This window comes from Streptomyces sp. NBC_01546, assembly GCF_045208355.1.
Lineage (GTDB): Bacteria > Actinomycetota > Actinomycetes > Streptomycetales > Streptomycetaceae > Streptomyces.
This window is the reverse complement of the sequence record NZ_CP109379.1, coordinates 446,665-472,109: the sequence shown is the minus strand read 5'-3', so window position 1 is coordinate 472,109 and position 25,445 is coordinate 446,665. Positions and strand designations below refer to the sequence as shown.

Genomic DNA, 25,445 nt, shown 5'->3' with positions numbered 1-25,445 from the left:
GGGGGTGAGAGCGGCGGGCGGAAGGTCAGCGCAGTCGGCCCGCGCCCGCGCGGTGGTCGACGAGGGCGGGCACGGCCTGCGGCACGTCGACCCGCGTGCGCAGCGTCGGCGTCCACCCCGCGTCGGCGCGCAGGATCTCGCCGGGGAACTGGGCGTTGTGGGCCGCGAGGAGGTCGACCTGCCTGCCGTTGACGAAGTTGCACGCAGTGGTGACCGGGGCGTCCTTCCACTTCTTGAGGATCTCTCCGGCCTGGACGCCATCGGCGAGCGTGAAGGCGTTCTTCTCCGCGACGAGCTGGGACTCGATTCCGATGCCCAAGCTGTAGGAGTATGCCGAACCGGGCACCACCAAGTGGTTGTTGTACGCGTCGACCTTGCCGAAGCGGACCCGCGGCGCCCTCTCGACGACGTTCTCGAAGAGATTGTGGTGGAGGGTGGTACGCAGCTTGCCGCGGTCGCGGCTCAAGTCCGTACGGCCCTCGGGCCGGCGCAGCCGCCGAAGAGCCCCGAGGACGCCGCCGGGGCACAGACGGCCGCCGTGCTGCGCGAGTGCGCCGACGCGTCCGCATCCGCTCTGCACACGCGCCGGATCGCCACCGCGCGTACCGCCGCGCCCGGCATCCGCATCACCGTGCACGGCTCCGCGTCCCCCTGGGCCACCGGGGCCTTCGCGCCCCTCGGGCCGAGGGTGGCCGAGGGCATCGACTCGGTGGTCGCCAACTGCTGGGCGGCCGGGTCAGGGTCCGGGCCCGGGTCCGGGCCCGCGTCCGGCGGAGGTCCGGTTGCCGCCCTCCGCGATCTGGCGCCACCCGCCACCGCCGTCGGCGGCTACTTCCGTCCCGAGACCCTGCCCGCGGACGAGGAGGGCCTCGCCGCGCTGGCCGCCCGCCACGTGGCCGCGGGCCTCGGCGAGGCACACCTCTACCACCTGGGCCTGGTCCCGCTTGCGGGCCTCGAGCGCTTGCGGGCCCTCGTCGCCGCCCTGCGGAGCGCGTGAGCCGTACGGTGTGTGGAAACGGATCGAGCGAGAGTCATGCGAACGACCACGGCACATCACCGGACCGTTCCCCTGGTCGGCCGTAACCCGTTCACAACCCGTGACAACCTCTGACGCGCGGAACCGTGCCGAACGGAGCCGGACACGGGACCTGCCTGAGCGGGCGGTACTACCCGTGCAGGCAAGGAAGCCGATCGCGGGGCCGGCCGGCCAAACCAGCGCCGCCGGCACCGGACCCGGCCCTGCCGGGCCGCCGGGCAAGAGCGCCGGCGCCGGGCTGTTGCGCGGAACCGGTGGGGTTCTGACGGCAGCGGCCGGCGGGCTTCTGGGCATCGCCGGCTTCCTGGGGACCTTCCTGCGGCCCACCTCCGATGAGTGGTGCATGGCGTGGGAGACCCGGGACATGGGCGTCCTGGGTGTGACGTCCGACTTCTACCCGACACAGAACGGGCGGATCACCAACCTCGCCCGGCGCCGCGTGGCGCCGCGCACAGCGCCCACCACGAGAATTCAGCGCACGGCGCCTGGCACGCGACTGGGTCCACATCTGGGACACCGTCCTCAGCCAGTGGGCCTACCTCGGCGCCGCTGCCGCGGGCGTACTCCTCGGCCTCGCGCTCACCCTCACCTCCAGTCAACCGCAGCCACCCGTCATCCGCCGGCGTGGCCTCCCGCAGCCAGCGGCACGGCTCCTGCTGATCCTCCCGATCCCCGTCCTCATCCTGTCGTCCCTCGCCGTCGCTCACGGCCTGCGTCTGGGATACGGCGGCAACGGCTGGACCTACGCCCGCACCTGGACCAGTTTCCTCATCCCGTACCTGGCCACCCTCACCCTGTACGGGGCACTCCTCGGCCACTGGGCCGGACAACGCGCACACACGCCCGACAAGCCACGTCTCCCTCGGGCAGCAGCCCTCCTGGCGGGCACCTTCACTCTCGCTGCCCTGGCCGCCCTGATCCTCGCCGCCCAGCAACTCACCTCTCAGACAGTCACCCGGGCACTGCGCTGGGACGCCCAAGACGCCCGTATCCGCGACGAGGTCACCGAAGGAGCCGGCAGCGTGACCTACGAGGCGATGCCCATCGGATCCCTCGCCGAGCCCTACTTCTCCCGTCACGACGGAAAGGACTGGGTCGCGCCGTGCACCGCCAAGTACTACCAAGTCCAGCAGATCCACAAGCCCTGACCTGACTCCAACGTCGGATCAACAGGCTGGACTTGACAGGGAAGGCGAAGGGGCATTGGCGCCCTGAAGCACGGGCGGACGATCGAGCAGTTCCCCGGTGCTGCCGGTCGTCGCTCACGCCTTCGCCTTCCCCGCACCGGCCATGCCGTACCTGAAGCCCCAACACAGCAGCGGCAGATCGGTACCGGCGCCGCCCGCGAGCGTGCGGCAGCGGCGGCGACGACGCATCCTGCTTCTCGGCCTGCCAACGCCACACGAGCAAGGCCACCCTTGACCACCCGCGTCCCCCGGGAGGCACCGGGAGGCACCGGCACTATCCGGTCAGCCTGGATAGACGTTCGATGAACCGCGCGCAGCCAACAGCAGGTCAACGCCCCACGTACGGCTGTTCCGCCGACTGTCACCGTCCGTTTGTGCGTGATCACGAAGGGCGCGCACGCGGTCCGAGCTGCCTGAACGACCATTCGGTCGCCGATAATCGAACGAGATGTCTGTAAATCGGCGTTCGATGTGCATGCACCCTTCACACCCGACAGACTCGGCGGTGTCCAGTCGGTATATCGCAGCCAACTGCTGCCTCTTCCCTTCGAATTGAAAGTGAGTTCCGTCGTGCGTCACCGCATCGCTGCTGTCTCCACTGCCACCCTCCTGACCCTGGCCGGCGCCACCGGCCTCGCGGAGGCGCAGCCCGCCAGCCTGTACGCCCCCTCCGCCGTGGTCCTGACCGTCGCCCAGGGCGAGTACGCGGACACCGTCGTGCGGGCGTCGACCCTCAGCTGCGCGCCGACCGCCCAGGGAACGCATCCCGACCCCAAGGCCGCCTGTGCGGCCCTCGCCGCCACCGCCGGCACCCTCGACGAGCTCCTGGCCGCCCCGGACTCGAACCGCGCCTGCCCGATGCACTACGCCCCCGTCACCGTCACCGCAGACGGCGTCTGGCAGGGCAGCCGCATCTCCTGGAAGCACACCTTCTCCAACGCGTGCACCATGTCCGCGACCTTCAACGGAAACACCGTCTTCGCGTTCTGACCGCTCCTCCTGGGTCGTCCGCCCTGCGCGTCCGCCCCCGCTCCTCCCCGGGCGGGGGCGGACGCGCGAACTGCCACAGGACGCGCGTGCAGTTGACGGACGAGGAATGGCGGTACGTCGCTCCGCATCTGCCGATCGGCAGGGAGCTCCGCGGTGCGCTCACTCAATCCGGTGGTCTTCCCGTGCTTCGGCCGACTCCGGAAGGCTCTTGCGTGACACTCGCGACGTGGCAGAGACATCACCACCTCCGGATGAGCGCGCCCCGAATACCCGCGGCCGGCATGCGAAACGGCCGGCTGATCGCACCACGGTCGGCCTCGGATTGTCCTTTGCCCGGTGGGTTCTCACTCCGCGTACGTCCTGGCGGGCCAGACGCCTCATGGCGGAGTCCGGGCCGGGCCTGGGCGCAGACGCGGCCTGGGAAGCTGTCCGGCTGGCCAGCCACCCGGACGAGGCTGGTTACGGCAGGCACCGTCGGGGTGGCAACGCCGAGGGCGGCCCGCAGTAGATGGCGCAAGCGCAGGGGGCGGGCAGTCCCGGACCAATTGGTCCGGGACTGCCCGGCTTAGGGGGGCGCCTCCCCGCTTGCGGGGCCGAGCTCGTGGCAGGCGAACCACTCGGTGGCCAGGATCGTTTCCCCAGCCCTGGCCGAGAGCCCGGCGACAAAGTTGGCCAGCTCGCGGACTCACCATCCGACGACAACCCGAAAACCTCAGTCACCACCGCAGCCCGCCCCACTCCCGCGGTCCGTCCTGCCTCACCCCCGCCAGCAGGACCGCGTCCTGGCCCGGGACAACCGGGGCGAGGGCGGCAAACGGGGAACGGCAGCCCGCGGGTGATCCTGTTGCTCTGCGTCGCGGACAGCGCAGGACACTGTTTCTAGATTCTTTTCTAGAAAGAGTTGACGGTATGCCAGCTGGCCCGGATCGTGGTTGAGGCGGTAACGGTCCGGTCCGGTACGTCATCTGGTGAAGAAGTGAGGGGGCAGGCCGGTGGGGGAAGTTTCACTTCTTGCCGAGGTGTCCGTGTCGGACCCGGGCGAGCTGCGTTCGCTGCGCGAACATCTGCGGCTGATCCCCGGCGTGGACGTCGACCAGGCTCCAGGCATCCCCGGGGAGGGGGAACTGGGTGTCTGGGACGTCCTGCAGGTGACGGCCGTCGGCAGCGGGGCGCTCGCTGTGGCCGTCAGAACCCTCCCGGAGTTCATCCGCTCACGCCGTTCCAGCGTCACGGTCACGGTGAAGACGGCCGGGAAGACGGTGACCGTCACCGCCCAGAACATCGACGAGGCGATGCCCATCGTGGAGAAGGCGCTGGATGCCTGACGCCTTGGACCGTGACTTCTCGCGGTCACGGGCTGTCCTGATGGGCACCTGGGACTACCGCCATCTGCGACCAGTACCCGCAGCGGAGCGCAGCCTCCAGCGGATGCGGGCCTTGCTGACCGGGCCGCTGTGCGGCACCTGGCCCGAGGAGCGGGTGTCCTTCGTCGGGAACCGGGCCAGGCTCGGTGAACTGCCACACGAGCTCGTGCTGGGATTGCGCGACGCAGTGGACGTCGCCTTGTTCTACTACGTCGGCCACGGCCAGTACGACAATGACGACAGGCTCTGCCTCGCGTTGGGCGACTCCAGCCCGGATCCGGTCTTACGGACAACCACCAGCCTGACCTTCGACGCCGTGCGCCAGGCCTTCCGCGCCAGCAAAGCGGCCACGAAGATCGCGATACTGGACTGCTGCTTCGCCGGCCTGGCCGCCAGTCAGGACGGCAGGCTCGCCGGAACGGACGACATGCCCCGCTCCCCGGGATTCTGCCTTCTGATGGCCACTGGCGAGTTCAGCACCGCTTGGTTCGAGAACACGACGGAGAGCCCACAGCCCCAGACCTACTTCACCAAGTACCTGGCCGACCTCATAGAACACGGTGTCCCGGGCGGACCGGCCGGCCTCGCCCTCGGCCCGATCTTCCAGGATGCCGCCCACGCGCTGGTCCGCGACGGCAAACCCCCGCCCCGCAGCCGCTTCAGCGACCACGCAGCCGAATTCGTCTTCGCCCGGAACCGCGCCCACCCGCAATTCGAATCCTCACAGCGGTCCAGCCTGCCCGGACCGGCCCGACGGACACCATCCGGGCCGACGGTCGAACCCCCCGTGCCCACCGGTGCACCGGCTGACAGTTCCGCACTCCGCCCGGACGCCGACGAAATGTACGTCGCCGCCCTCGCCCTGGAAGAAGGTTCGGGCGGTGCGAAGAGACTCGCAGAAATCGAGTCGCTGTACCGTACGGCCGCCGATCTGGGACAGCCCGATGCGATGGCCCGCCTCGGCCTCGTTGTTGAAGGCAGAACACGGGCAAGGCTCCAAGGAGAACTCTTCGGCGAGAACTCCGACGGGGACATCGAAGCGGCAATGTACTGGTACAGGAAAGCCGCCGACCATGGCAGCGTGTTCGGAGCGTTTTGGCTCGGTCTCCTGTACGAGGACCGGCTGGGGGACACCTCCGAGGCGATGAAGTGGTACGAGACGGCCGCCCGCGGCGGACACCAAGGCGCGAGGACGGCGCTGGACGGTCTGCGGGACAGGCTGTCACGCGGGCTCGGCCCGCTGACCCGCTCGGCCGGCTTCAAGGGGGCCCCACGTTCAAACCACCCGACCGGAAACAGGCGGTAGAAGGGATCGGCATGACCAACAGGTACGCGGACGAGCAGCTCGCCATCGTGGCAAAAATGGTGAGGCGTACGGTGACGCGGCGGGAACGCGCTCGTTTCGACAAGAACTTCGACCGGTGGATGAGGGAGGAGTGGAACGGAAGTGAGATGCGCTCCTTTGTCGCATGCCTGGCCGCGGTTTCAACGGCGTGCGGCGGTGCCCGCGGCGAGTGGGGGACGCTCACCGAGGATGAACAGCAGGCCATGGTCCGGTACTTCGGCATGGCATATCTGCCGACGAGGGACGAAGCCTATGCCGATGCGGAGGAGTTCGTGGAATTCGAGGTCCGTCGGGCCACAGTTGGCATGAAGGAATTCGCCCAGTACCTAGTCCGGATGTTCTCAGATCCCCGCGGGTAACCGCCCATGAGCAAGCCAGCCTGCCGGGCCTATACATAGGGTCGAGCAGTCGAGCAGTCGAGCAGTCGAGCAGGGCGCACTGGGCATCGGCGACGGTCGGTGCGTTGGCCGGTCCGACCGTGTGCAGGCCCTCCCATGCCCTCCTCGCGCCAGGCCCGGCGCCGGCGTTCCACCAACCTCAGGCTCACCCACAAGTCCTTCGCGCCCACCACGGTCTTCTCACCCGCCGCGAACCGCACCCCGGTTAGCCGGCGGGACCGCCTGTCTGAGATGGCAAGGGCCAGGGATGGGCCGGGTCCTCGGTGATCTCCACCTGCTGAGGGGTGTTTCTGGGGAAGGCCCAGATGCGGCCCAGGGTGCTGGTGGCGGTCACCGTGGTTGCGTCCAAGGTGACTTCGGTGAACGGATTGGACGAGCAGGAGACTGCGATCCATTCCAAGGTGTTGTGGTCATCGTCCCGAGTCAGGGCGACCCAGCCGATACTGCCATGGTCCGAGGATTCACCTGCCAGGGCACGGCTTCCGGCGTAAGTGCATGAGGCAAACATCGTATCGACGTTCATCCAGTCGCTGGGGGTCCACGCGGTGGCCCGTAGGACCTCCCACCACTGCCAGTTCTCGGCCCGCGTGTCATGGCGCTGGCCTGCGGGTGAGAGCCGCTCGAGTCTCATTACCGACAGGGATCCGTCGGAGAACATGATGAAGTCTCCGTGGGGCGCCTCCCGGGCACGCCAACGGATATGCACCAGGCCAGCGTTGGGTGTCGCGTCGGGGGAGCTCACACCCGCAATGATTGCATCGAGGAACGGCGCGAGGAGAGGGCTGCAACGGTCAACCGCGCAGGGTGGCCAATGAGGTGCCAGCTCTGGGTGCGGGGCGGTTCAGCAGTGGCCGTACGTTTGGGAATAGATGTGCGCGGACTCGTTGTTGGCCACCTTGACCCAGAGACCGTCTGTTCCGGTCCTGTCGAGCGTGTAGTAGGACTTCCGCCCGGTCCAGTCGTTGTAGAAGTACATCCGGTAGCACCAGCCCCCGTCGACCCGGAACGTGTCCCAGTCCACGGTGCCGGGCGTGCGCGTCCAGGGGGACAGCAAGGAGTACTTGTCGTCGCTGTTGCACTGGCGGACCGCATCGTCCCCCGAGCGCTGCCACCCGTCCCAGTACCCCCAGCACCAGTTGCGGGCGACCAGCATGCTGAGCCCCGTGTCGTTGTAGGTCTGGGAGCAGCCGCCGTCGCACGCCTCGCCGGCGCTCGCGGTGGGTGCCGCACCGAGCAGTGCTCCGGCGGCGAGTGCGGAAGCCGCCACCGTATTGACGATCCGGCGGCGGACACGGGTCAAATTCATTTTCGGCCTCCCTGGCACAGAACTTCGAGTGGGTCGGGGTGAACGTCCCATCGGCCGAGGGCAGCGGGCGAGGACCAGCGCCGGATCCGGGACAGTGGGACGTTTTCAGGGCCACCACCTGCAGCGTTCCACCGGGTTGGGACGACGCTGCTTGCGGCGTTTCGCCTCCTGGGGATGCCGTTTGCGCCCGGTGACACCGTTCCCGGCACCCCAGGATGTTGCGTGCGCTGTCGGGACGGTAGCCGAACTGCACCTCGACGGTTATCCGGTGGGCCGGCCGGGGGGACGACGGCCACGGTCACCGAGGCCGCCGTCCCCGTGGGGACGCCCACGACCGTCACGCTCACCACCGCATTCCGCTGGGCCGGGATTCGCAGCGCTTTGCCTGGCTCGCCAGGGGTGAGGGAGGGGACGCTATCGGCCTTGGACGCGTAGGGAGACGAGGGTCAGATCGCGGAGTTCGTCCGGTGCTTGGGGGTGGAGGCCGGCGGCGATTTCGGCGAGGGTGACGAACTGTCCGGGGTAGACCATGACGGGCAGGTCGCGGCGTGTGAGGTAGCAGAAGACGGCGAACTCTTCGAGGAAGTAGGCGCTGGACGTATCGATGCGCTGCTGGCGTTCCGCGGCACTGACCGTGGGGGAGTGTTTGGCATGGTAGGCGCGCCCGAAGGCTTCCACCGAAGCGCGGAAGGCGTCGTCTTTGGCGAACAGTGTGCGCAGTTCGTAGTGGAACTCCGCGTACTCCTCGGTCTCCTGGACCTGGCTGCACGTGACGACGGTGAAGTCGGTCACCGCACGGTAGGAATCCAGGACCGGTTGTTGGGCGTGGATGAACTGCCGGCCCAGATCGAGTGCGTGCTCAAGAGCCTGGTCGGGGTTCATGCCGCGGGTCGAGGCCAAGGTGAGCCGGTGGATGCTGTCGCCGATCAGCACGGTGCAGCGGCTGAAGTGGCGGGAGACCCACTTGAGCATGCTGTCGAACTTGGCCGGGGTGAAACTGCTGTTGTCCAGGCTGACGCCGAGGAAGCACGCCTCGTGGTCTTCGAAAGTGTTCCGGTGGGCTGCGGGAGAGACCGAGTGGATCGCGGTCCTGTAGCGAGTTCGGCGTCTTCCCTCCGGGTGCGTGGAGGAGGGGGTAGGGGCAGAGGGAACAGTTTGGTTGTCCACCGGAGCCTTTCGTCTGAAGTAGTGGTCTGGTAGGGGAAGTTGCTCTGTTTGATGACATCTGGCGCAGAAACGTTCCTTCACCCTCCAGGTCACGTACGAAGAGCCCGCTGACCCGATGCGACACCCCGTACCGCAGCAGGGCCGAGTGCGGTCATCCCGCTGAGGGGCGGCCGCACCCACACCGGGTGGCGGCCCGCACGGCTTCGCTCACTCCGAAAGCGGCTTGCCACGGATGTGCGGTGTTCGCTCCAAGCGGCATCCTGTGTGGATCCGGTCACGACGGGCCAAGATCGGATCGGTGGCACGAGGCCGCCACGACTCCCTTGGGGTGGACATGAGCAATCGGCAGACCGGAACCGTGAAGTGGTTCAACGACGAGAAGGGTTTCGGCTTCATCACGCCGCAGTCCGGCGACGATCTCTTCGTGCATTTCAAGGCCATCAAGGCGGACGGGTTCAAGTCCCTCAAGGAGGGGCAGGCGGTCTCGTTCATCGCCACCCGGGGGCAGAAGGGCATGCAGGCCGAGGAAGTCGAGGTCATCTGACCCTCCACCCGAACCGCTACCTGTGACTGTGCGCGGCAGCTCGCCAGAATGGCCGGCTGCCGCGAGTCACAACGGTCCGGTGTCCTCCTGGCGCCGCGGCTGGCCCGACCGTTCATGCGTGACAGCTGCGCCAGCGAGGCGGCCTACTCCAGGCCAGGGAGTGGTTGCTTGGCCACCCCAGCAACGCAGGGCTCGGTCCGGAACCCCTCAGGCTTCAGGCGCGAGAACGCTGCGGCACGGTCGGCAGCGGCACATCGACGGTCGGCGCACGCTGGTCGCGTCATCGCCGCCCGTCCATCAACCCGGAGCTGCGACGCCGCCATAGCGTGTTCCTCCGTTAGGCACGGATCGCAGGTCCGCGCTCTCTGCTGGGAGTCCACACGAGGAACGGCCAGGGCGCATCTCCGGTAACCCACCCGGGCATCCCGGCTGTGGCTGTGGCCAGCTGACGACCCTCATCACCATGATCACGATCCACGGCTGGAGTACTAGGTCGGGGCAGCCGCGCCGATTGGGGGCCTGCCGAGGGTAGACCTGGCCCGTGCTCGGAGGGCGGCACCGCCTCTGTTGCTGGACCGTACGGGCGGTCTCCACCACGTCGCGCGCGTGCTGGCAGGCTGGTCGTGGGACCGTGGCGGCGAAGGCCGGCCGTGAGGTTCTCCCACGGATATCGCCGTAGGGGTCAGGAACCGGATCAGGGCCGGTGCCACTCCAGGTAGGTGAACTCGTCCGCCGGGGTCGCGGGGGACGAGTAGCCGTTCGAGAGGACGGTGACGTTGACGGTCGCGGACTTGCCGACGCCGATGGTTGGCTTGGGTGCATTGACGAGCAGCTGCTCAGGGGCGTAGTCGACGAGCTCGGCGAGGTTGTCGCCGAAGTAGACCTGGCAGTCCGAGGCGAAGTTGACGCCGTTGATCTGGACTTGGTCGCCGGCCCGGCCCGTGTCCGGGCTGATGCCAGTGGCCACCACGGCGGCGGGGCCGCCGTAGGAGAACTGGCCGCGCGGGACGGCCGGGGAGGTGCCCAGATTGTTGGTGGCCCGGATGTCGACCACGCCGACGCCCTCGGGTGCCCAGACGACGATCACGTCGTCGCGGAGGACGTACTCCTTGGAGATCGGCACCGTGCCGAAATCGACCATGACACCCTCGCCGAACCCGCTGCCGACGATCTCGACAGGGGCGCCGGCCGTGCCGACGGGGGTCACGACGGTCACCACCGGACCTGACTGCACGTCAGGCGCGCCGAGGAGGCCCAGATAGGTGGAGTTGGCGTGCTGGAAGGCCACCTGGCCCATGAAGTCCTGGAGCGACGCCTTCACCAGGTTCGGGTCGACGGGGTCGTAGCTGTCGTTCAGCGGGTCGTCCTTGCCTGGCTGGACGTAGACGTTGGGACCGGGGAGGGCGACGAGCGCCGAGATGACTGCTTTGACGTCGTCGTCCGCTGCCGGGCCCGGTGTGAGGTACCACTGCTTGGTCACCTCGAGGTTGTTCCAGGCCTGCGGCACCATGTCGTTGATGTTGAAGTGGCGCTCGTTCGCCTGCCAGTCCAGGGAGTCGACGTAGGCGGCGAAGTCCGCTCCGCCGGCGGTGGGGGCAGCGAAGGTGTGCAGCTCGAAGTTCGGCTTCCCCCTGGGCCAGGTGAGCGTCTGGAGGTAAGGGGCGACCATGGTCGCGATACAGCCGCCCAGGCTGTGGCCGGTCACGTAGACCGTCGGGTTCGGCTGCGCCTGGCTCAGGGCTGTGTTGAGCGCCTGCGCCAGCGTGACACCCGCCGTGCTCATGGTGACGACCTGGGTGAACGCCTTCATCGCTCCCTTGGAGACCGAGACCGAGGACGGCATCCCGACGAGGTTGAACGGGACTACCGTGCCGACGTCGAGGTCCTCCAGCAGATCGGTCACACTGCCGACGGTGCCGCGGATCACCACGGCGAACGAGTTGGAACCGTCGGTGTTCCTGGCGAGGTAAGCCATGTTGGCGTTGCCCGGACTCACCCCGAGCCAGGAGAGGACCCAGGTGCCCTGGGTCGCGAGCGAGGTGTCGGCCAGTTGCTGGTTGATGCCGAGGATGATCCGGGCGCTCTGTTCCGCGAGGGTCTCGCCCGAGGGGCGCGGGGTGGCGGCGGTCGCCGCGATCGCAGAGAGCGTCATGGTCACCTGCGGGACGGTTGGCTGGCTCGCGTCGGTCGCCATGCTCGCTCCTCTGGGATCGCCCGGTCCGGCCGGAGCGGGTTCGCGTCCAACGTACTTTTCGCCGTGGGGTCCCGACGGGAAGCGGGTCCCGGGTTCACGCGATCGGGCCAGCAGCTTCTGGGGTTGTTCCTGTTCGGCGGACAGGTTCCAAGCTGTTCTTCATGGTCTGACCTTGCAGGGCCGGGAGAGCCGGGGGAGGGCTTGACCTCAAGTGAGGTTCAGGTTGGAGGCTTCTTCGTATGCCGCTGGCCTTAGGGCGGCGCAGCGCAGCACTTCACACGTTGGAGGAAGTCTCATGTCGAGCAATGCCGTTCCAAACTCCGGCCCCGCTGTACCCGCTGTACCCGCCGTGCCCGCCGTGCCCTCGGTCCGCCGTTCCGGCCTCGGCTGGTGGATGGTGCTGGTCACCGGCGCGGTCGGCGCGGCCGTGGTCAATCTGATCGTTCTTGCCGTCGCGACGCTGGCCGGTGCCTCGCTGGTCGTCGTCGACGGCGGCGCAGAGCACCCGATCACGGTCGGGGGCGTCATCGGTGCCTCGGTCGTCCCGCTGGTCGTCGGGACGGGCGCTGCCCTTTTGATGGCCCTGTGGAAGCCCGTCTTCCTGCGGATCGGGCAGTACGTGGGCGGTGGCCTGGCGCTGTTGTCGGTTGCCGGCCCGCTGTCGTCCGGCGCCGACGGCGGCACCGTCGTGGCCCTGGCCCTCATGCACATCACCCTCGGCGTGGCGGTCGTCACCACCCTGAAGCTCCACCGCCGCCACCATTGAGCTTGCCTCTATCAGTACGAAGGCCGTGGGGAATGAGTCCGCTGCATCACGATGCCCAGCGGGACGGTCACCATCGCCTCGACCCGGCTCTGGCTGAGCACGTGAGGTTCGCTCGCCCCTACTCCAGCATGCGTTCCGCGTCATCTGGAACCCAGGGAAAGGGGACGTCGGGCCATCGTGTGGAGGCCCACGCGTCGAGATCGACGGCGAGAACGGCATCCATGAAGGCCTGCGGAGGTCGGTAGCCGTGGGCGGTGACGTAGTGCGTGATCAGGAACGGAGCGGCATAGGCGATGCCGGGCCCGCCCGGGATCCGTACCTCTCCGTTCCCTTCCGGAGCCTCTTCCTCAGGACACAGGTCGCACTCGTGCACCCCGAGGCAGACGTTCATCCACTGGATCTCCTGAACAGCCTTCAGTTTCTCCACGAACGCCGTGGGGACCGTCCCTGTCGAGTACGGCTTGCCGGCTTCCAGCCACCCGATGTTCAGACGGGTGTACGCCGGGCGGTACCAGAGCGCGTAGAAGCGCGACTCCCTGTCCGTGAACGCATCCTCGTCCTGGTAGTCGTACTCGCTGAGATCTTCGTGGAACACCCGCACATCATCACCGCACCGTTCGTTGACGCCCACGCCTGCCGCGACCCGTCGGACACGAGCTCTGAATGGTGTCTGGAACGGCCGAGTGAGGGTCTCCGCATACGAGCACGACCCGACCAGCCCCGCCCTGCGACTCCGCCGGCTGCGGCACAGCTGCGGCAACGGCCGTAGCGCGTCGGGCGTTGCGTCCGGGCGGCCGTGGCGCGTCAGCCGAGTGCGCGGTCGAGGTTGAAGGCGGCGCTGATCAGCGAGAGGTGGGTGAAGGCCTGGGGGAAGTTGCCGAGTTGTTCGCCGGTCGGGCCGATCTCCTCGGCGAACAGACCGAGGTGGTTGGCGTAGGTGAGCACCTTCTCGAAGGCGAGCCGGGCCTCCTCCAGCCGGCCCGCGCGGGCCAGTGCCTCCACGTACCAGAAGGAGCAGATCGAGAAGGTGCCCTCGGGGCCGTACAGGCCGTCGGGGCTGGCGGTCGGGTCGTAGCGGTAGACCAGGGAGTCGGAGACCAGGTCCGTGGTGAGGGCGTCCAGGGTGGAGAGCCACTTGGGGTCGGTGGGCGAGATGACCCGCTCACCGTGCCCGGCCCGGTGGAAGAAGGGATCTCACATCGCCATGTGATCACACGCTTGACCTCAATCTCGCTTGAGGTGTGACGATGATCCGCATGACCACGGAATCCACATCGCACGCGGCAGACATCGAAGCGATCAGCCGGCTCGTCGCCACCGTCGAGCGCTCCCAGCAGAACAAGGACCCCGAGGAGTTCCTCGGCCTCTTCCACCCGGACGCGATCTGGACGACGGCCCACGGCAAGGTCCTCATCGGCCTCGACGCGATCTCGGAGTTCACGCGCAAAGTCCTCCCAGCGGCGACCTGGGACGGCAAGGTCACCTACGAAGTGGTCCACGTGCTCTTCATTCGCCCCGAAGTCGCGGCAGTCAAGGTCCGTCAGCGTTACCTGGCCCCGGGCGAGGAGAGCGAGGGCGCCCCGCTGTACGTGATCTCGAAGCAATCCGACGGCCGCTGGCTGTTGACCGCCTGCCAAAACACGGGGGTCGTCGCCGACTAGCTAGCCCGTCGCTCATGTTCGGAGCCAGAGCGTAACGGCTGCCGCAGTGGCTTCGACGAGGTCACGCCAGGTCTGGACGCAGACGGGGTGTGCCCGCTGCGGTCTGAACGGCTCGGGCCCCGGTGCCGGACGAGGCGGTAGGAGTCCGTGCCGGTCTCGAAGATGGTGCCGTTGGGCGTGAGCCGGTCGATCCCCGGTTGTCGCCCTCCTCGCCCGGCTGTGGCACGGTACAGGTGGGTGCGCATCGCGAGGGGAGCAAGATGACACGCAGGCAGGTGTGGGCCATAGCCGCGGCGACGTTCGTGGCGGGCGGCGCGCTGGGGTTCGCGGTGGCGGCTGTTCAGGAGGACGAGTTGCCTCCGGTGACGGTCGGCATGCCGCAGCCGGCGGAGTCGAAGGTACCGGAGACTCGGGCTGGACTCGTCAAGGCGTGGACGGCCGAGCTCGAGCATGCGGGCAAGGAGCTGCCGGACGGGTGGGAAGTGCTGACCACGGATGAGATCCGGGGCCGCTACCTGCACCAGCGGATACTCAACGCTCCGACCGCCGAGGACATCGACCCGGACATGGGCCGCCGCGCGGACGGGTGAGGGAACGGGCCCCGGCCTGGTGGGCCGGGGCCCGCTGTGCGCCGGGTGGATCAGTTCGCGTCGTTGATCGCGTTGATCACCGCTACTGCCTGGTCGCCGTGGTTGGACGAGTACAGGTGATCGTTGATCCGCTGATCCTGATCGTCGGTGTCCACGTGGGAGTTCGCTCCGACGATCTGCCCCTCGGTGGTGGCCATGGGTCCGCCGCTCGCGCCCGCTCCCATGTCGCAGTTCATCTCGAGCCGGTTGTCCCACGGGTACCAGTCCACCGCGTCCACGACGTCGCCGGTGCAGTAGAACTGCGTGTAGCCGTCCATGTCGGTGCGGTTGTAGCCCTCGCCCGGGAACCCGGAGTCGATGATGTCCGACCAGTCGGAGCCGTACCCGAACTTGTAGCCGAGCGCGCCCACGGTGTCGCTGAGGTTCGTGTAGCCGGTCGGGGCCTTGACGGTGAAGGCGGCCAAGTCGCCCTCGTCGTAGTCCTTGTCGCGGGTCCACGCCTGCGGGGCCACGAACGACTGGGCGACCCACTCGCCCCACGGGGCATCGTAGTCACCAGGGGTGTCAAGGCTTTCCTTGTAGCCCGGAATGAAGAGCACCAGGTCGTAGAAGCCATCGGTCCCGCGTCCGTCGCCCGGGTGCACGCAATGACCCGCTGTCCAGACGGTGTTGTTGCCGTCAGCCGCGATCGAGGCGCCGCTGCAACCGTGCTCCTTGCCCGCGTCGTCGATGAACACGATCTTGCCGACGACGGTGGCGGGCGCGTTCTGCGGGAACGGAACCTTCTGTGCGACGGGCATCTCGGGGACGTCGGCCGCCGCCCCCATCGTCGACACGCTCGCCTTCTTCGCGGGGAGGATCTGCGGAGCCTCGGCCGTCAGTCGCGGGGCGGTGCTCCTTGCCGCGTCCTCGGTCGCCTCGCCCGCTGCCTTGGCGACTGCGGCGTCGCGGGCGATGCCGGCCTGGTCCGTCTTCTCGTTCGCCAGCGCGCGGGCGATTCTCTCGGGGGTCCAGAAGTCCCGGACTTTCTGCGGATCGGTGGTCTGCTTGCCGAACGTCACGCCCGGCACGGCGGGCGTGGGTGCCTCGGACGCCGAGGCGGTCGTGAGGGTGGCAGGTATCAACGCCACCGCGAACAGTAAGGCGGTGGCAGCTTTGCAGGTGCGTCGTATATGCACCGGTTCTATACCTTCCAGTTGACAGATCGTTTATGTCCTGTCGCGCCCCGGTAGTGAACCACAATCACCGTGGTAGACCTGTGAACCTCCTGTGATCATCCGGTAGTTGGCCCCAATGGGCCGATCATCCCGCCAACTCGTGGGCGCCCTGCGCTTTCACAGGAAGCGCATCGCGGAAGAGTCCCCCGAGTGCTTCGTGCTCGACCTTGCTGCCTGTGGACGAAAAGGACGTGCTGCACGTGCTGGACGCATCTGCGGCATGACCAGCACCTTTCACCAGGAGCATCCCGATGCTGAAAAAGATCTCGGCTGAGGCTCCACCGGCCTCCCGTGACATCCAATCCGCATAGCTCACGTGGTGCGCACATCCTGATGTCGAAGAGGCAGCGAGATCGCTCACGGAAGGTGTGCCAGAACCCGAGAAGTGACGGCAGAGCCGTGTCGCCGAGGCGGACAGGTCGATCGGTATGGTGACGGGACGCTGCGTGCAGTCCACCCTGAGCGCCAGCTGTTCACGATCCGGACGAAAGTGCGATCATTCGTTCGTGGTGACAGATGCCGAGTGGGCTCGGATTCGGAGGGGCCTGCGCTTCGGCCAGGTCTTCGAGGGCACTGTGGCGCAGGTTCCCCGGCCCGGTGCGATCGGGATCTTCGTGGACATCGGCCTGAGCGTCGGAGGCTTCGTCGACGCCCTGTGGCTGCCGGACGAGAGTGAGGACTGGCCGGCGGAAGGCACAGTTGCCGATTTCGAGGTCTGGTGGGCTGACAGCCGCCAACAGATCCGGCTGATGCCGTCCGATTCTCGGTACCTGCGGAATGACTTCACGGCCCTCGTCGAACGCTTCCGTCCCAACTGGTCATCCGACGTCGGCCAGCCTGTGCGTGACCCAGGGCCTGCAACACCCGATGAGTTGCGGACCGCGCTTCGCTCTGATGGGCCGCCGACCAACTCCCCTTGAGGCTGGCCATGCCGACAACACGGCACCGGGCTCTGCACGCTTCATGCCCACACTGCCGAGCGCGAGCCGGCCTTGTCTTGTCAACAGGGCCAACAGGCCCGGGCATACTCCAAGGCTCGGCTCGCGCCCGCGAAGGTCGGCTCTCGCCGACCTTCGATCCCACGGCCCCGCCTCGCCGCCATCTTGATCTGGTCAGCGAGGTGATCCCAAAAAATCGGCCTATGAGGTGGAGCGAGGGGACCTACCCCAGTTCGGCGGCAGCAAGTCCCAGGAATCGTGGCGAAGCCACTCGCCGAACGTGACCGGGCGGGCGCTGCCCATGTGATCGAGGGACAGCGGGATGATCAGTTCACAGGTGGCGCGACCATCCCACCACACCGTGCCGGCGAGTGGACCGGTGACCGCCAGCAGTGTGTAGAAGCCGCAGCCGTGGTCCTGCAGGATCACGGCTCCGGCGGTCTTCTGGTCTTCGAAGACCTCGCATTCCCCGTCCCAGGCCTGCCAGGCAACTGCGTGGGCCTGCCCGTTGGTGAAGTCCTCCAGGCGGGGTTCGCGCGCGTCCAGTTCGGCGTTCGCGTTCACGTATGAGTCGGGGTGCGGAAAGGGCAGGGGCAGCAGCTCCGCCGGGGTCTGACGGTCCGCGCCCCAGTCCCAGCCCCACTCTTTTCGACGGGGCCGGAACACCGGTTTGGCGGGCTTCGCCTCTTTGAGATACGCGCGGTACGCGGCCGGGAAGGACACACCGAGCTCGTGCTCGGCCATGACCAGCTCTACCTCGGTCAACGGCGGGGATATGGGCTGACGGTGCATGGTGTCGAGATTAGAACTGACCGAGCCGTGCGCGCCACGGGATGAACCGTGCGCTCCCAGCTGCGTCTATACCTCGGTCGGACGGTCCGAAAGAGAGACGATTTCACGCAGGACTGGATCCTGACCGGGTACGGATCATCGCCTCGATCGCCCTGACGGCCCTGGCCGCGGCCGTGCTCGGTGCCCGCATCCTTCCCCCACCAGGTCTCAGCCCTCGTCGCCCTCGACGGCCCGGCACGACCCAGCCCGGACATCTCCCCGCGACGTGGGACCCGACGCCGGCCTGCCGCAGTCGGCGTTCGCTCGGTTGATCAAGGCTAGGTGTGACTGACTGAGCGCCAGATGTGATCAGGCAGTGCGCGGGCGGCTTCCTCCATATCGATATCGCCTACGGTGAGCCAGCGGCGGACGACGGCGACGACCGGGCCCAGGACAAGGGACTCGATCATGGGGGCGGAGAGCTTCACGAGTTCGCCGGATTCCTGGTGCGCGTGGATCCAGAGGGCGATCGGTGCCAGCCGGGCCTCCTGGGAGTCACGGATCTGTCCGGCGCGCGCCATGCCTTCGCGATCTGCGGCGACGGAGTGCAAGAGGCTGGCCTCTTCCGGATGGGTCTGCACGAAATCCAGGTACGCCAGGACAACGGCCTGGATGCCGGAGCGGGCGTGGGTCGCCTGGGTCAGTGCCGTTCCCAGTGCGCTCAGGAGCTGGCCCAGCGCGCGAAGTGCGAGCGCGGAGAGCACCCCGTCGAGACTGCCGAAGTGGTGGTAGATGCTTCCGGAGCTGACCCCGCTGGCCTTGGTGATGGCGCCGAGGGTGAGGCCGGCTTCGCCCGACGAGGCGTAGATGCTGAGCGCTGCATCCATCACTTGTTCGACCGTGGCTTCGCCGCGTTGTTGTTTTGGGCTCATCGTGCAGGGGTCCTCGGTCTCATGGCGGCTGGTCCGCTCACTCCTCGTCACGGACAGCGTAGAACATCGGTTCTGGATTTTTTTCTAGAAGGAGTTGACGGTGTATGGGCGGAAGGGGATCGTGGTCGAGGCGGCAAGTACCGGAATGAGCGGCTGGAGGCCATTGATGCTCAAAAAGTCCGATCTTGCAGATGCGGAAAGGGACGGCATCGAACTCGAACTGCCGGACCTCGATCTCATGTCGATCGATGCGCTCGACGGCACGGTACTCGGCCAAGTCCTGGACGAGATGTTCAGTGGTACCCGCGACCCCGAGTTAGGGCCGGAGTACAGCCACCACAGCAGTCACAGCTCCTTCAGTTCCTTCAGCTCACACAGTTCCAGCACGTGGTCCGGTCGTGTCTGACACGGTCCTGGAATCCGGGACCAAGCCGTTCAGATCCTTTATCTGCAAGGTCGCTTCCCGCTGCAACCTCGACTGCGACTACTGCTACGTCTATCGGCACGCCGATCAGTCGTGGCGGTCGCAGCCGACACGAATGTCGATGGATACCGCGGCCCAGCTCGGTCGCCGGATCAACGAGCACGCGTGTGAACACGGCCTGCATGAGGTGGAGCTGACCCTCCACGGGGGTGAGCCGTTGCTGCTCGGGGTGGACTACTTGCGTGCGCTCTGCGAAGCGGTGACGCAAGCGGCACCGGACGTCAGGATCCGCTGGAACGGACAGACCAACGGCACCGCCTACACCGAGGAGGTCCTGGACTTCTGCCGGGAGTGGGACGTCTCCTTCGGACTGAGCATGGACGGGCCGCGCGGGGTCAACGACCGCCACCGTCTGGACCACGCGGGCAGGTCGTCCTTCGCGCAGGTGGAGCGTTCGATCGAGCTGCTGAGCAGTCCTCGGGCCCGCGGGCTGTGGGGTGGGATTCTCGCCGTGATCGACCTCGAGTCGGACCCGGTCGAGACGTACTCCTATTTCCGCTCCTTCGATCCGCCGTCCATCGACTTCCTCCTGCCGCTGGGCCATCACGACCTGCGCCCTCCGGGAAAGGAGCGGCTCGACACCACCCCGTACGCAGACTGGCTGCTCGGCATTTTCGACATGTGGTACCGGGAACGCCCTCAGCCCGTCAGGATCAGGCGCTTCCGTGACGTCATCGCCCTCTACCTGGGGGCCGCGAACAGTTCCGAGGAGTGGGGGCTGCAGCCCGTCGACTTCACCGTGGTCGAGACCAACGGGGAGATACAGGCGGTGGACACCCTGAAGGTCACCTACCCGGGGGCCTGTGAGCTGGGTCTGAACATCTTCGACGACAGTTTCGACGCCGCGCTGAAGTCGCCGCTGGTGCACGCGCGTCAGGACAAGTGGCGGACCCTGGGGGCGACCTGCCAGGAATGCGAACTGGTCCGCATATGCGGGGGTGGATACTTCCCGCACAGGTACTCCCGGGCGAACGGATTCCGGAACGAATCCGTCTACTGTGCCGATCTGAAGAAACTCATCCGTGTGATCACCGACACGGCCGGAAGGGACCTGCGAAGCCTGCCCAGACGCGTCGAACGCGAAGAGGGGAAAGCAGGATGACCGCGACCATCCCCCGGCTCGACCGGACCACCATCACCTCGCTGGCGGCCCCCCATGGCTGGACGGGGACCACGCGTGCCGTCTTCGCGGCCCGGTACCTCCACACCCTGGTGGGCATCCGCAGGCTCGCGGCGCTGCTCGCCGAGAGGGCCTCCGCCACGCTGGCGGAGTCGGGCTTTCCGGCGAGCCTGGAGGCGATCGGCGCCGCTCCGGCCGACGTGCAGAAGCGGGTGCTCAACCATCCGAGCGCGGCGTTCTGGGTGGACGTGGCCTGGAACCTGGTGGGACGGCGGGCCCCCGAGCGCTTTCCCGAGATGCATCTCCTCCCGCATTTACGGGAGTTCGCACGCTTCGCACTCTCGGCGCTGCTCCTGCAGGGCAAGGGGCAGCTGACAGCCGAAGTCCGTACGGACGCCGCAGGACGGATCAGCCTGCCGGGCTCCGGCCTGGCCCTGGAGGGTGCGGCGCCATGGGCCCGTACCTCCCTGACCGTAGACGACGGCCGTCTGACCTGGAGCGGACGGCAACTGCGGGTACCACGGCTCGTCGACGGCACGGAGCTCAACTGGCTCGACCGGGACCTGAGGCTCGGCGGACGGGCCCGATTCACGTACGCGGAACTGGACCCCGGCCAGGCGCAGCGCTGGCAGCACGAACTGAACAGCCACCTCGACCTCGTCGGAGCGGTATGCGCGCCCCTTGCCGAGGAGATTGCCGGCGGGCTGGGCGTCATCGTCCCGGTGCTGTCCCCGGACCCGTCGCGCGTCCACGTGAGCGGAAGCTTCCATGAGGCGCCCGGTCTGGTCGCACTGGCGCTGGGCGAGCCGATGGCGACTGCGGAAGCCCTGGTGCACGAATACGGTCACCAAAAGCTCAACGCCGTCCTGCCACTCGACCCGCTGATCGTCGACGACACCGGCGAGGCCGCCTACTACTCGCCTTGGCGAGAGGACCCCAGGCCACTGAGCGGACTGCTGCACGCCGTCTACAGCTTCGTGAGCGTCGCCGACTTCTACCGGGCGGTTCTGGACACCCCGGACGCCGGGGGCCTGGACCCGCGGAGCGTCGTGAACCGGGCCTACCAGGTGGTCCGCCAGGTCCGTGACGGGCTGGGCGAACTGCGGGCAGCGGCCTCACTGACGCCTCTGGGTGCCGCGTTCGTCGACGCGGTCACCGACCGGATCGAGGCATGCGGCGGGAGTCTGCCTCCACCTCCGCTGGAGGACCGCCGTCGCATTGACGCCGAGCGCACCGTGCACCGCGCCCGCTGGGACGAACGGCATCGGGCTCCGGACGTGACGACGGCACCCACGACGGCACCCACGACGGCACCCACGCCGGCGCCCGTGGCACGGCTCGCTCGGAACGACGCCCTCACTCGCGCCCTCACTCACGCCACCCTGCGCGCCCTGGGCCTCCCGGAGGACTGGGCGCCGGGGGCGATCATCCGCCGCTGGTATCCGGCGGACGCCCTGCTCGAGGCCGTGCGCGACCTGCATCAGCTACGCGGAGGCAAAACCGCCGGCGTGCTGCCGGACACCGTCCCTGGCGAGGGCCTGATCCCGGACCTCGCGGCGGCACATCTCGCGTACGTGTCCGAGGACTACCGCACCGCCGGCATGCGCTACGCGGCCTGCGTCAACCACGATCCGCGGAGTCCGTACTTCTGGCAGTGCTACGCCTTCGCGCTTCGCCATCTGGGCCGCCGTGATGAAGCGCTGTACATCCTCACGCACACCGAAGCCCTCATGGCGCGGCGGTCCCCGCTCTCTGTAGACCAGGACGTGCGTACGACGCCGGAGGACCTGGCCTGGGGCCTGCGCCTGCCGGAAGCAATGGAGTCGGCTCCTGTCCCGGTACGCCCGGTGAACCTGTCGGCGACGGAGGCGGTCGAACGCGAGCTGCGGGCCAGCCGGTACTGGGATCTGGCCGAGGCCACGCGCGGTGGCGCCCAACTTCCCACGCTGATCGCCGTGGCGAGCGGACTGAAACCGGCCATGGACCTGTGGGTCCCGCGGGACGGCTGGCCCGCCCTGCGCGGCCTCACCGAGACGCTCGGCCTCGTCCACCACGTGGACGCCTGCTTCGACAGGCTCTCGCCGCAGATTGCCCAGATGCCTCCAGGCCGTCTTACGACCACCCGGGCAGCCTTCGTGCCCGACCTGCGCAAAGGCGCCGAGGCTCATGTCTTCCTCGCCCGTGACCAGGCCGCTCTGGACCACGTGGTCGGCTCCGGCTGGTACCCGCTGATCGTCAACGGCAGGGTCGTCGACAAACACCGGGCCGACCACGACACGTTCGGGGAGGCCCTCGGCTACCCCGCGTGCTGCCAGGACTTCTTCCGGAAGCGCAACAACTGGAACGACGACAACACCTACTACGCGGCGTTGCGCAACACCCGGGACAGGCCGTCCCCGCTGTGCAACCCCCACCTCCGGCACACGCTGTACGGCCTGGTCCCGTACATGCCCTGCTCCTATGCGTGCCCCGCCACCATCGAGTTCGCCGGCCGCCTCCACGAGGTCATCCGCTCCGAACTCCCGCTCTATGCTGCGGCGATCGAGGAGGCCATGTCCAAGCCGCTGCTATGCGTCTCCGAGCTTCGGATGTACGGGTTCGAGGGGGAGGCCGTTCACCACGACGATGGCATGGTCACCATCACCTACTCCGGCGCCAAGTCCCTCTATCCGGTCGAGGACACCGATCCGCTGTGGGCCCTGCTCCGCTCGGGCGATCGCTGCACCGTCGACGGCAACATCATCCACGTCGGCCGTGCGGGTGCCTACATCGCGGGCTACGAGGCCCGGGGAGATCGTCACGGCCCGGAGTGCCCATTCGTCGTCTCCTTCACCTGACGAGATCAGTCACTGGCGGATACGGCGGTGTCCCTTGTCGGCGGGCGCGCGGTGCCGCTCGGGCGGTGAGCTTCCTGCCGCCCGGCGTGCGGCGTTCGGGGGCGTGCGCGTGGCGTGCTTGACCGGTCGGGAAGCCGCCCGCAGAGTCGGGGATGCGGCGCCGTGACAGCGCCGCCCGACACTGTTCACCGGTTCGCCCGTCCGACGGCGGTAGACGACCCTGGCTCCCGGGAGTGACTGCGCTGATGGTCCTCGACCTGGTCGTCATCGGTACGGCCATCACCCTGGGGCCTCTGCACAACAGCGCATTCATCCTGCTGCTTTCCTCGCAGCGTGGCGTCCGCAAGGCCCTGGCGTTCCTGTTGTCCTGGCTCGCCAACCTGGTTGTGGTGATCGCGTGTGTGGTGCTGCTGACCGGTGGTGAGCCCCCGGCCCGCCACAGCGCACCGTCGACCGCCGCGGCGTGTGCGAAACTCGCCATCGGTCTGGGGCTGGTGCTGTACGGCCTGCTCCGGCACCGCCGGCCGCCCCGCCCGCACGGTCCGCCGCGCTGGACGGCCCGGGTGGACGGCGCCTCACTGGCCACGGCCGCCGGGCTGGCCTGGCTGCTGCAGCCCTGGGCGCTGGTCGGTGCCGGCGCCGCGACGGTCGTTGCCGCGGACCTCTCCTCCCTCACCGACTGGCTCGCCCTGACCGGCTACTGCCTGCTGGCCACGCTCGGCCTCATCGTCATGGAGATGTACACGGTCTGGGCGCCGGCGGCCGCAGGGGCGAGGTTGAACGCCCTGCGGACCTGGCTCGAGCAGCACCAGAACCAGCTGATTGTCACGCTCTCCCTGGTCGTCGGCCTGTGGCTGACAGCGCGGGGCATCTACGAGCTGGTCGCCTGACAGCACGTGTGACCAGGGCTTGGGCTGCACCGAGTACGACAGCGAAGGGCCGGGTCTCAGGGCGCCAGGAAGGATTTCAGCGTGCTCGCGACAACCTGTGGATCCTCCAGCTGCGGATAGTGCCCTACCGCGGGCGGTCCGGCGAGTTCGACGACCGAGGCCCGCGGAATCCTGGTGCGGATCCGCGCCAGCACATGCGCGCCGCTGATGGGATCGGCCGGCCCCCATACGAAGAGCACCGGGCCGGGGTACTCCTCCAAGGCCGCTGTCCACCGCCCGGCATGCCGGCGGCGCTCGTCGATGTAGCGCAGCAGCCGCGGCGTGCGCCGGTGGCCGCCAGCCCGGGACGCCGCCGCCCACAACTCCCGTACGTCCGCGTCGCAGAGCTCCCGCCCCAGCACATCGCGCAGGGCCGCGCCGAACCGGCGGCGCGTGGTCAGGGGCGCGAGCAGCGGGCCGAGCGGCCCGTGCAGCAGGCGCTGGGCGGGCACCGGACGGTGCAGGTCGGGGTAGAGCCCGCCGTTGAGCCAGGCCATGCGGGTGACCCGTGACGGATCCCGGGCCAGCAGCTCCTGCCCGACGCTGACGCCGTAGTCGTGGGCCACCAGGGCGGTGCGTCCGATACCGCACCACCGCCACACTTCCTCGACCAGCGTGGCCTGGTCGAGGAGGGAATACGTGTGCCGGCGCGGTTTGTCGCTCTCACCGAAGCCGAGAAAGTCCAGGGTGGTGACCCGCAGTCCGGCCGCGGCAAGGGACGGGACGGTCGCCGCCCAGTCGTGGGAGGAAGTGGGAAAGCCGTGGAGCAGGGTCACGGGTGCCCCGTCCGCAGGGCCGTCCTGGCGTACGAAGACCGCGTGGCCGCCGATCCGGACGCGGGTGCCGCCCCGGGTCCACTGATCCAGCGGCGGCAGGACCGGACTGCTCTTCATCCTCCGGCCTCCTCGGTGTGCAGGTGGCCCAGCCCCGACACCAGCACACGCAGTCCGAACGCGAACTCGTCCGCTCCGTCGGGGGAGTTGAGCAGGTCGGCGTGACGGCGGACCACCGGGTGCGTCCGGGGGGACAGGCCGGCGAACAGCTCCATCATCGCGGCGCGCTGCGGACCGGTCCGGGCCGCCCCGCCGGTGTCGAGCACGGCGGAGCCGATCACGAAGTGGGTGACCGTGAGGTAGACGTGCACGGCCGTGCGCGGGGCCCATCCCTGGGCGAGGAGCTGCCCGAGGGCGTGCTCGCGGGCCCGCAGGGCGTTGGGGCCGAGCAACTGGCCGCTGGTCAGGGCCGGCACGAGCGCCGGGTGGGCGCTGAGGACCCGGCGGAACTCCCGTGCCCCCTGCTCCAGGCCGGCCCGCCAGCCCCCCTCGAGGGAAGGCAGCCGGATCTCGCCCAGCATGTGGTCCACGGTCTCGATCAGGAGCTCCTCCCGGCTCGCCACATGGCGGTACAGGGAGGTGTGGCGCACTTGGAGGTGCTCCCCGAGGCTGCGCATCGTGAGGAAGTCCAGCCCGTCCCGGTCGGCCAGTTCGAGGGCGCCTGCCGTGATGCGGGCGAGGGTCAGCCCGCCGGTGCGGGGCCGGCGCCGGTCGCGCTCGGCGTAGCGTGCCCGCCACCACGAGGCGGAACCGGGTTCCGCGGGCTCAGGGGCGGGCTCAGGGGCGGGCTCAGGGGCGGGATCTGCGGGCGGGCGGCGGTCGGAGGCGGTTGGCAT

The 25,445-nt window shown here is 68.4% G+C and carries 26 protein-coding genes and 2 pseudogenes; 16 read left to right on the top strand and 12 right to left on the bottom strand.

Features of this window, described 5'->3' with window-relative positions; genetic code table 11:
• Positions 1-25 precede the first annotated feature (25 nt).
• A pseudogene (locus OHA89_RS02480) lies at positions 26-457 on the bottom strand (pectate lyase); the annotation flags it as partial.
• On the opposite strand from OHA89_RS02480, the gene OHA89_RS02475 reads away from it, so the two are divergent.
• From OHA89_RS02475 to OHA89_RS02450, 6 genes are all read left to right on the top strand, one after another.
• Complete coding sequence (locus OHA89_RS02475) at positions 428-997, top strand: hypothetical protein (RefSeq protein WP_406365068.1); 570 nt, start codon at positions 428-430, stop codon at positions 995-997. The pseudogene OHA89_RS02480 and the gene OHA89_RS02475 sit on opposite strands and share 30 nt — an antisense overlap.
• 1,061 nt (positions 998-2,058) lie before the next feature.
• Positions 2,059-2,184 carry a hypothetical protein gene (locus tag OHA89_RS02470; protein ID WP_406365067.1) on the top strand — a complete coding sequence of 42 codons (126 nt, stop codon included), beginning with the start codon at positions 2,059-2,061 and terminating at the stop codon, positions 2,182-2,184.
• A 609-nt stretch (positions 2,185-2,793) separates the two neighbouring features.
• The gene (locus tag OHA89_RS02465) at positions 2,794-3,213 is read left to right on the top strand and encodes an SSI family serine proteinase inhibitor (RefSeq protein ID WP_215149463.1); all 420 of its coding nucleotides are present in this window, start codon (positions 2,794-2,796) and stop codon (positions 3,211-3,213) included.
• Between the two features lie 992 nt (positions 3,214-4,205).
• Positions 4,206-4,538 (top strand): effector-associated constant component EACC1, encoded by a 333-nt coding sequence (locus OHA89_RS02460; protein WP_266615807.1) that lies wholly within the window; start codon positions 4,206-4,208, stop codon positions 4,536-4,538.
• Positions 4,531-5,883: a caspase family protein gene (locus tag OHA89_RS02455; RefSeq protein ID WP_406365066.1), complete on the top strand. Its 1,353-nt coding sequence runs from the start codon at positions 4,531-4,533 to the stop codon at positions 5,881-5,883. The genes OHA89_RS02460 and OHA89_RS02455 overlap by 8 nt, the downstream gene beginning before the upstream one ends.
• Before the next feature lie 11 nt (positions 5,884-5,894).
• Positions 5,895-6,281, top strand: coding sequence for a hypothetical protein (locus OHA89_RS02450; RefSeq protein ID WP_266615806.1), 387 nt, complete (start codon positions 5,895-5,897; stop codon positions 6,279-6,281).
• A gap of 244 nt (positions 6,282-6,525) precedes the next feature.
• Here the strand turns inward: OHA89_RS02450 and OHA89_RS02445 are convergent, their stop codons facing one another.
• The 3 genes from OHA89_RS02445 to OHA89_RS02435 form a co-directional block, all read right to left on the bottom strand.
• Positions 6,526-6,978: a hypothetical protein gene (locus OHA89_RS02445; RefSeq protein WP_266615805.1), complete on the bottom strand. Its 453-nt coding sequence runs from the start codon at positions 6,976-6,978 to the stop codon at positions 6,526-6,528.
• Positions 6,979-7,161: 183 nt separating this feature from the next.
• Positions 7,162-7,626, bottom strand: a complete 465-nt coding sequence (locus tag OHA89_RS02440; protein WP_215149458.1) for a hypothetical protein — start codon at positions 7,624-7,626, stop codon at positions 7,162-7,164.
• Positions 7,627-8,040: 414 nt separating this feature from the next.
• Complete coding sequence (locus OHA89_RS02435; protein ID WP_406365065.1) at positions 8,041-8,793, bottom strand: tRNA-dependent cyclodipeptide synthase; 753 nt, start codon at positions 8,791-8,793, stop codon at positions 8,041-8,043.
• A gap of 334 nt (positions 8,794-9,127) precedes the next feature.
• On the opposite strand from OHA89_RS02435, the gene OHA89_RS02430 reads away from it, so the two are divergent.
• On the top strand, positions 9,128-9,337 hold the full coding sequence (locus OHA89_RS02430) for a cold-shock protein (RefSeq protein ID WP_010221054.1): 210 nt from the start codon (positions 9,128-9,130) through the stop codon (positions 9,335-9,337).
• A gap of 694 nt (positions 9,338-10,031) precedes the next feature.
• Here the strand turns inward: OHA89_RS02430 and OHA89_RS02425 are convergent.
• Positions 10,032-11,531, bottom strand: a complete 1,500-nt coding sequence (locus tag OHA89_RS02425) for a lipase family protein (protein ID WP_266615803.1) — start codon at positions 11,529-11,531, stop codon at positions 10,032-10,034.
• A 295-nt stretch (positions 11,532-11,826) separates the two neighbouring features.
• Here OHA89_RS02425 and OHA89_RS02420 point away from each other — a divergent pair, with 295 nt between their 5' ends.
• Positions 11,827-12,297, top strand: coding sequence for a DUF6069 family protein (locus OHA89_RS02420; protein ID WP_266615701.1), 471 nt, complete (start codon positions 11,827-11,829; stop codon positions 12,295-12,297).
• A gap of 118 nt (positions 12,298-12,415) precedes the next feature.
• Here OHA89_RS02420 and OHA89_RS02415 read toward each other — a convergent pair whose 3' ends face one another.
• Entirely contained in the window at positions 12,416-12,928 is a 513-nt protein-coding gene (locus OHA89_RS02415; RefSeq protein WP_266615802.1) for a hypothetical protein, read from the bottom strand.
• 173 nt (positions 12,929-13,101) lie between these two features.
• Positions 13,102-13,458: pseudogene (locus OHA89_RS02410) on the bottom strand (glycoside hydrolase family 15 protein); the annotation flags it as partial.
• Between the two features lie 86 nt (positions 13,459-13,544).
• On the opposite strand from OHA89_RS02410, the gene OHA89_RS02405 reads away from it, so the two are divergent.
• Positions 13,545-13,958, top strand: a complete 414-nt coding sequence (locus OHA89_RS02405; RefSeq protein ID WP_406365064.1) for an SgcJ/EcaC family oxidoreductase — start codon at positions 13,545-13,547, stop codon at positions 13,956-13,958.
• Positions 13,959-14,218: 260 nt separating this feature from the next.
• Positions 14,219-14,548, top strand: coding sequence for a hypothetical protein (locus tag OHA89_RS02400; RefSeq protein WP_266615800.1), 330 nt, complete (start codon positions 14,219-14,221; stop codon positions 14,546-14,548).
• A 50-nt stretch (positions 14,549-14,598) separates the two neighbouring features.
• Here OHA89_RS02400 and OHA89_RS02395 read toward each other — a convergent pair whose 3' ends face one another.
• A complete protein-coding gene (locus OHA89_RS02395; protein WP_266615798.1) occupies positions 14,599-15,678 on the bottom strand; it encodes a serine protease in 1,080 nt (359 codons plus the stop codon).
• A gap of 187 nt (positions 15,679-15,865) precedes the next feature.
• Here OHA89_RS02395 and OHA89_RS02390 point away from each other — a divergent pair, with 187 nt between their 5' ends.
• On the top strand, positions 15,866-16,039 hold the full coding sequence (locus OHA89_RS02390) for a hypothetical protein (protein WP_406365063.1): 174 nt from the start codon (positions 15,866-15,868) through the stop codon (positions 16,037-16,039).
• 232 nt (positions 16,040-16,271) lie between these two features.
• Entirely contained in the window at positions 16,272-16,685 is a 414-nt protein-coding gene (locus OHA89_RS02385; protein ID WP_266615796.1) for a hypothetical protein, read from the top strand.
• Between the two features lie 219 nt (positions 16,686-16,904).
• Here the strand turns inward: OHA89_RS02385 and OHA89_RS02380 are convergent, their stop codons facing one another.
• Together OHA89_RS02380 and OHA89_RS02375 are read right to left on the bottom strand one after the other, a co-directional pair.
• A complete protein-coding gene (locus tag OHA89_RS02380; RefSeq protein ID WP_406365061.1) occupies positions 16,905-17,495 on the bottom strand; it encodes an SMI1/KNR4 family protein in 591 nt (196 codons plus the stop codon).
• 317 nt (positions 17,496-17,812) lie between these two features.
• Positions 17,813-18,406, bottom strand: a complete 594-nt coding sequence (locus tag OHA89_RS02375) for a TetR/AcrR family transcriptional regulator (protein ID WP_215148597.1) — start codon at positions 18,404-18,406, stop codon at positions 17,813-17,815.
• A 100-nt stretch (positions 18,407-18,506) separates the two neighbouring features.
• Between OHA89_RS02375 and OHA89_RS02370 the strand changes: the two genes are divergently transcribed.
• From OHA89_RS02370 to OHA89_RS02355, 4 genes are all read left to right on the top strand, one after another.
• On the top strand, positions 18,507-18,812 hold the full coding sequence (locus OHA89_RS02370) for a hypothetical protein (RefSeq protein ID WP_266941631.1): 306 nt from the start codon (positions 18,507-18,509) through the stop codon (positions 18,810-18,812).
• On the top strand, positions 18,805-19,992 hold the full coding sequence (locus tag OHA89_RS02365) for an FxsB family cyclophane-forming radical SAM/SPASM peptide maturase (RefSeq protein WP_266615790.1): 1,188 nt from the start codon (positions 18,805-18,807) through the stop codon (positions 19,990-19,992). The genes OHA89_RS02370 and OHA89_RS02365 overlap by 8 nt, the downstream gene beginning before the upstream one ends.
• Complete coding sequence (locus OHA89_RS02360; RefSeq protein WP_406365059.1) at positions 19,989-22,847, top strand: aKG-HExxH-type peptide beta-hydroxylase; 2,859 nt, start codon at positions 19,989-19,991, stop codon at positions 22,845-22,847. Before OHA89_RS02365 ends, OHA89_RS02360 begins: the two co-directional genes overlap by 4 nt.
• Before the next feature lie 245 nt (positions 22,848-23,092).
• A complete protein-coding gene (locus OHA89_RS02355; protein ID WP_266615919.1) occupies positions 23,093-23,737 on the top strand; it encodes a GAP family protein in 645 nt (214 codons plus the stop codon).
• A gap of 56 nt (positions 23,738-23,793) precedes the next feature.
• Here the strand turns inward: OHA89_RS02355 and OHA89_RS02350 are convergent, their stop codons facing one another.
• Together OHA89_RS02350 and OHA89_RS02345 are read right to left on the bottom strand one after the other, a co-directional pair.
• Positions 23,794-24,669, bottom strand: coding sequence for an alpha/beta fold hydrolase (locus OHA89_RS02350; protein WP_406365057.1), 876 nt, complete (start codon positions 24,667-24,669; stop codon positions 23,794-23,796).
• Positions 24,666-25,445, bottom strand: a complete 780-nt coding sequence (locus OHA89_RS02345) for a TetR/AcrR family transcriptional regulator C-terminal domain-containing protein (protein WP_406365055.1) — start codon at positions 25,443-25,445, stop codon at positions 24,666-24,668. Before OHA89_RS02345 ends, OHA89_RS02350 begins: the two co-directional genes overlap by 4 nt.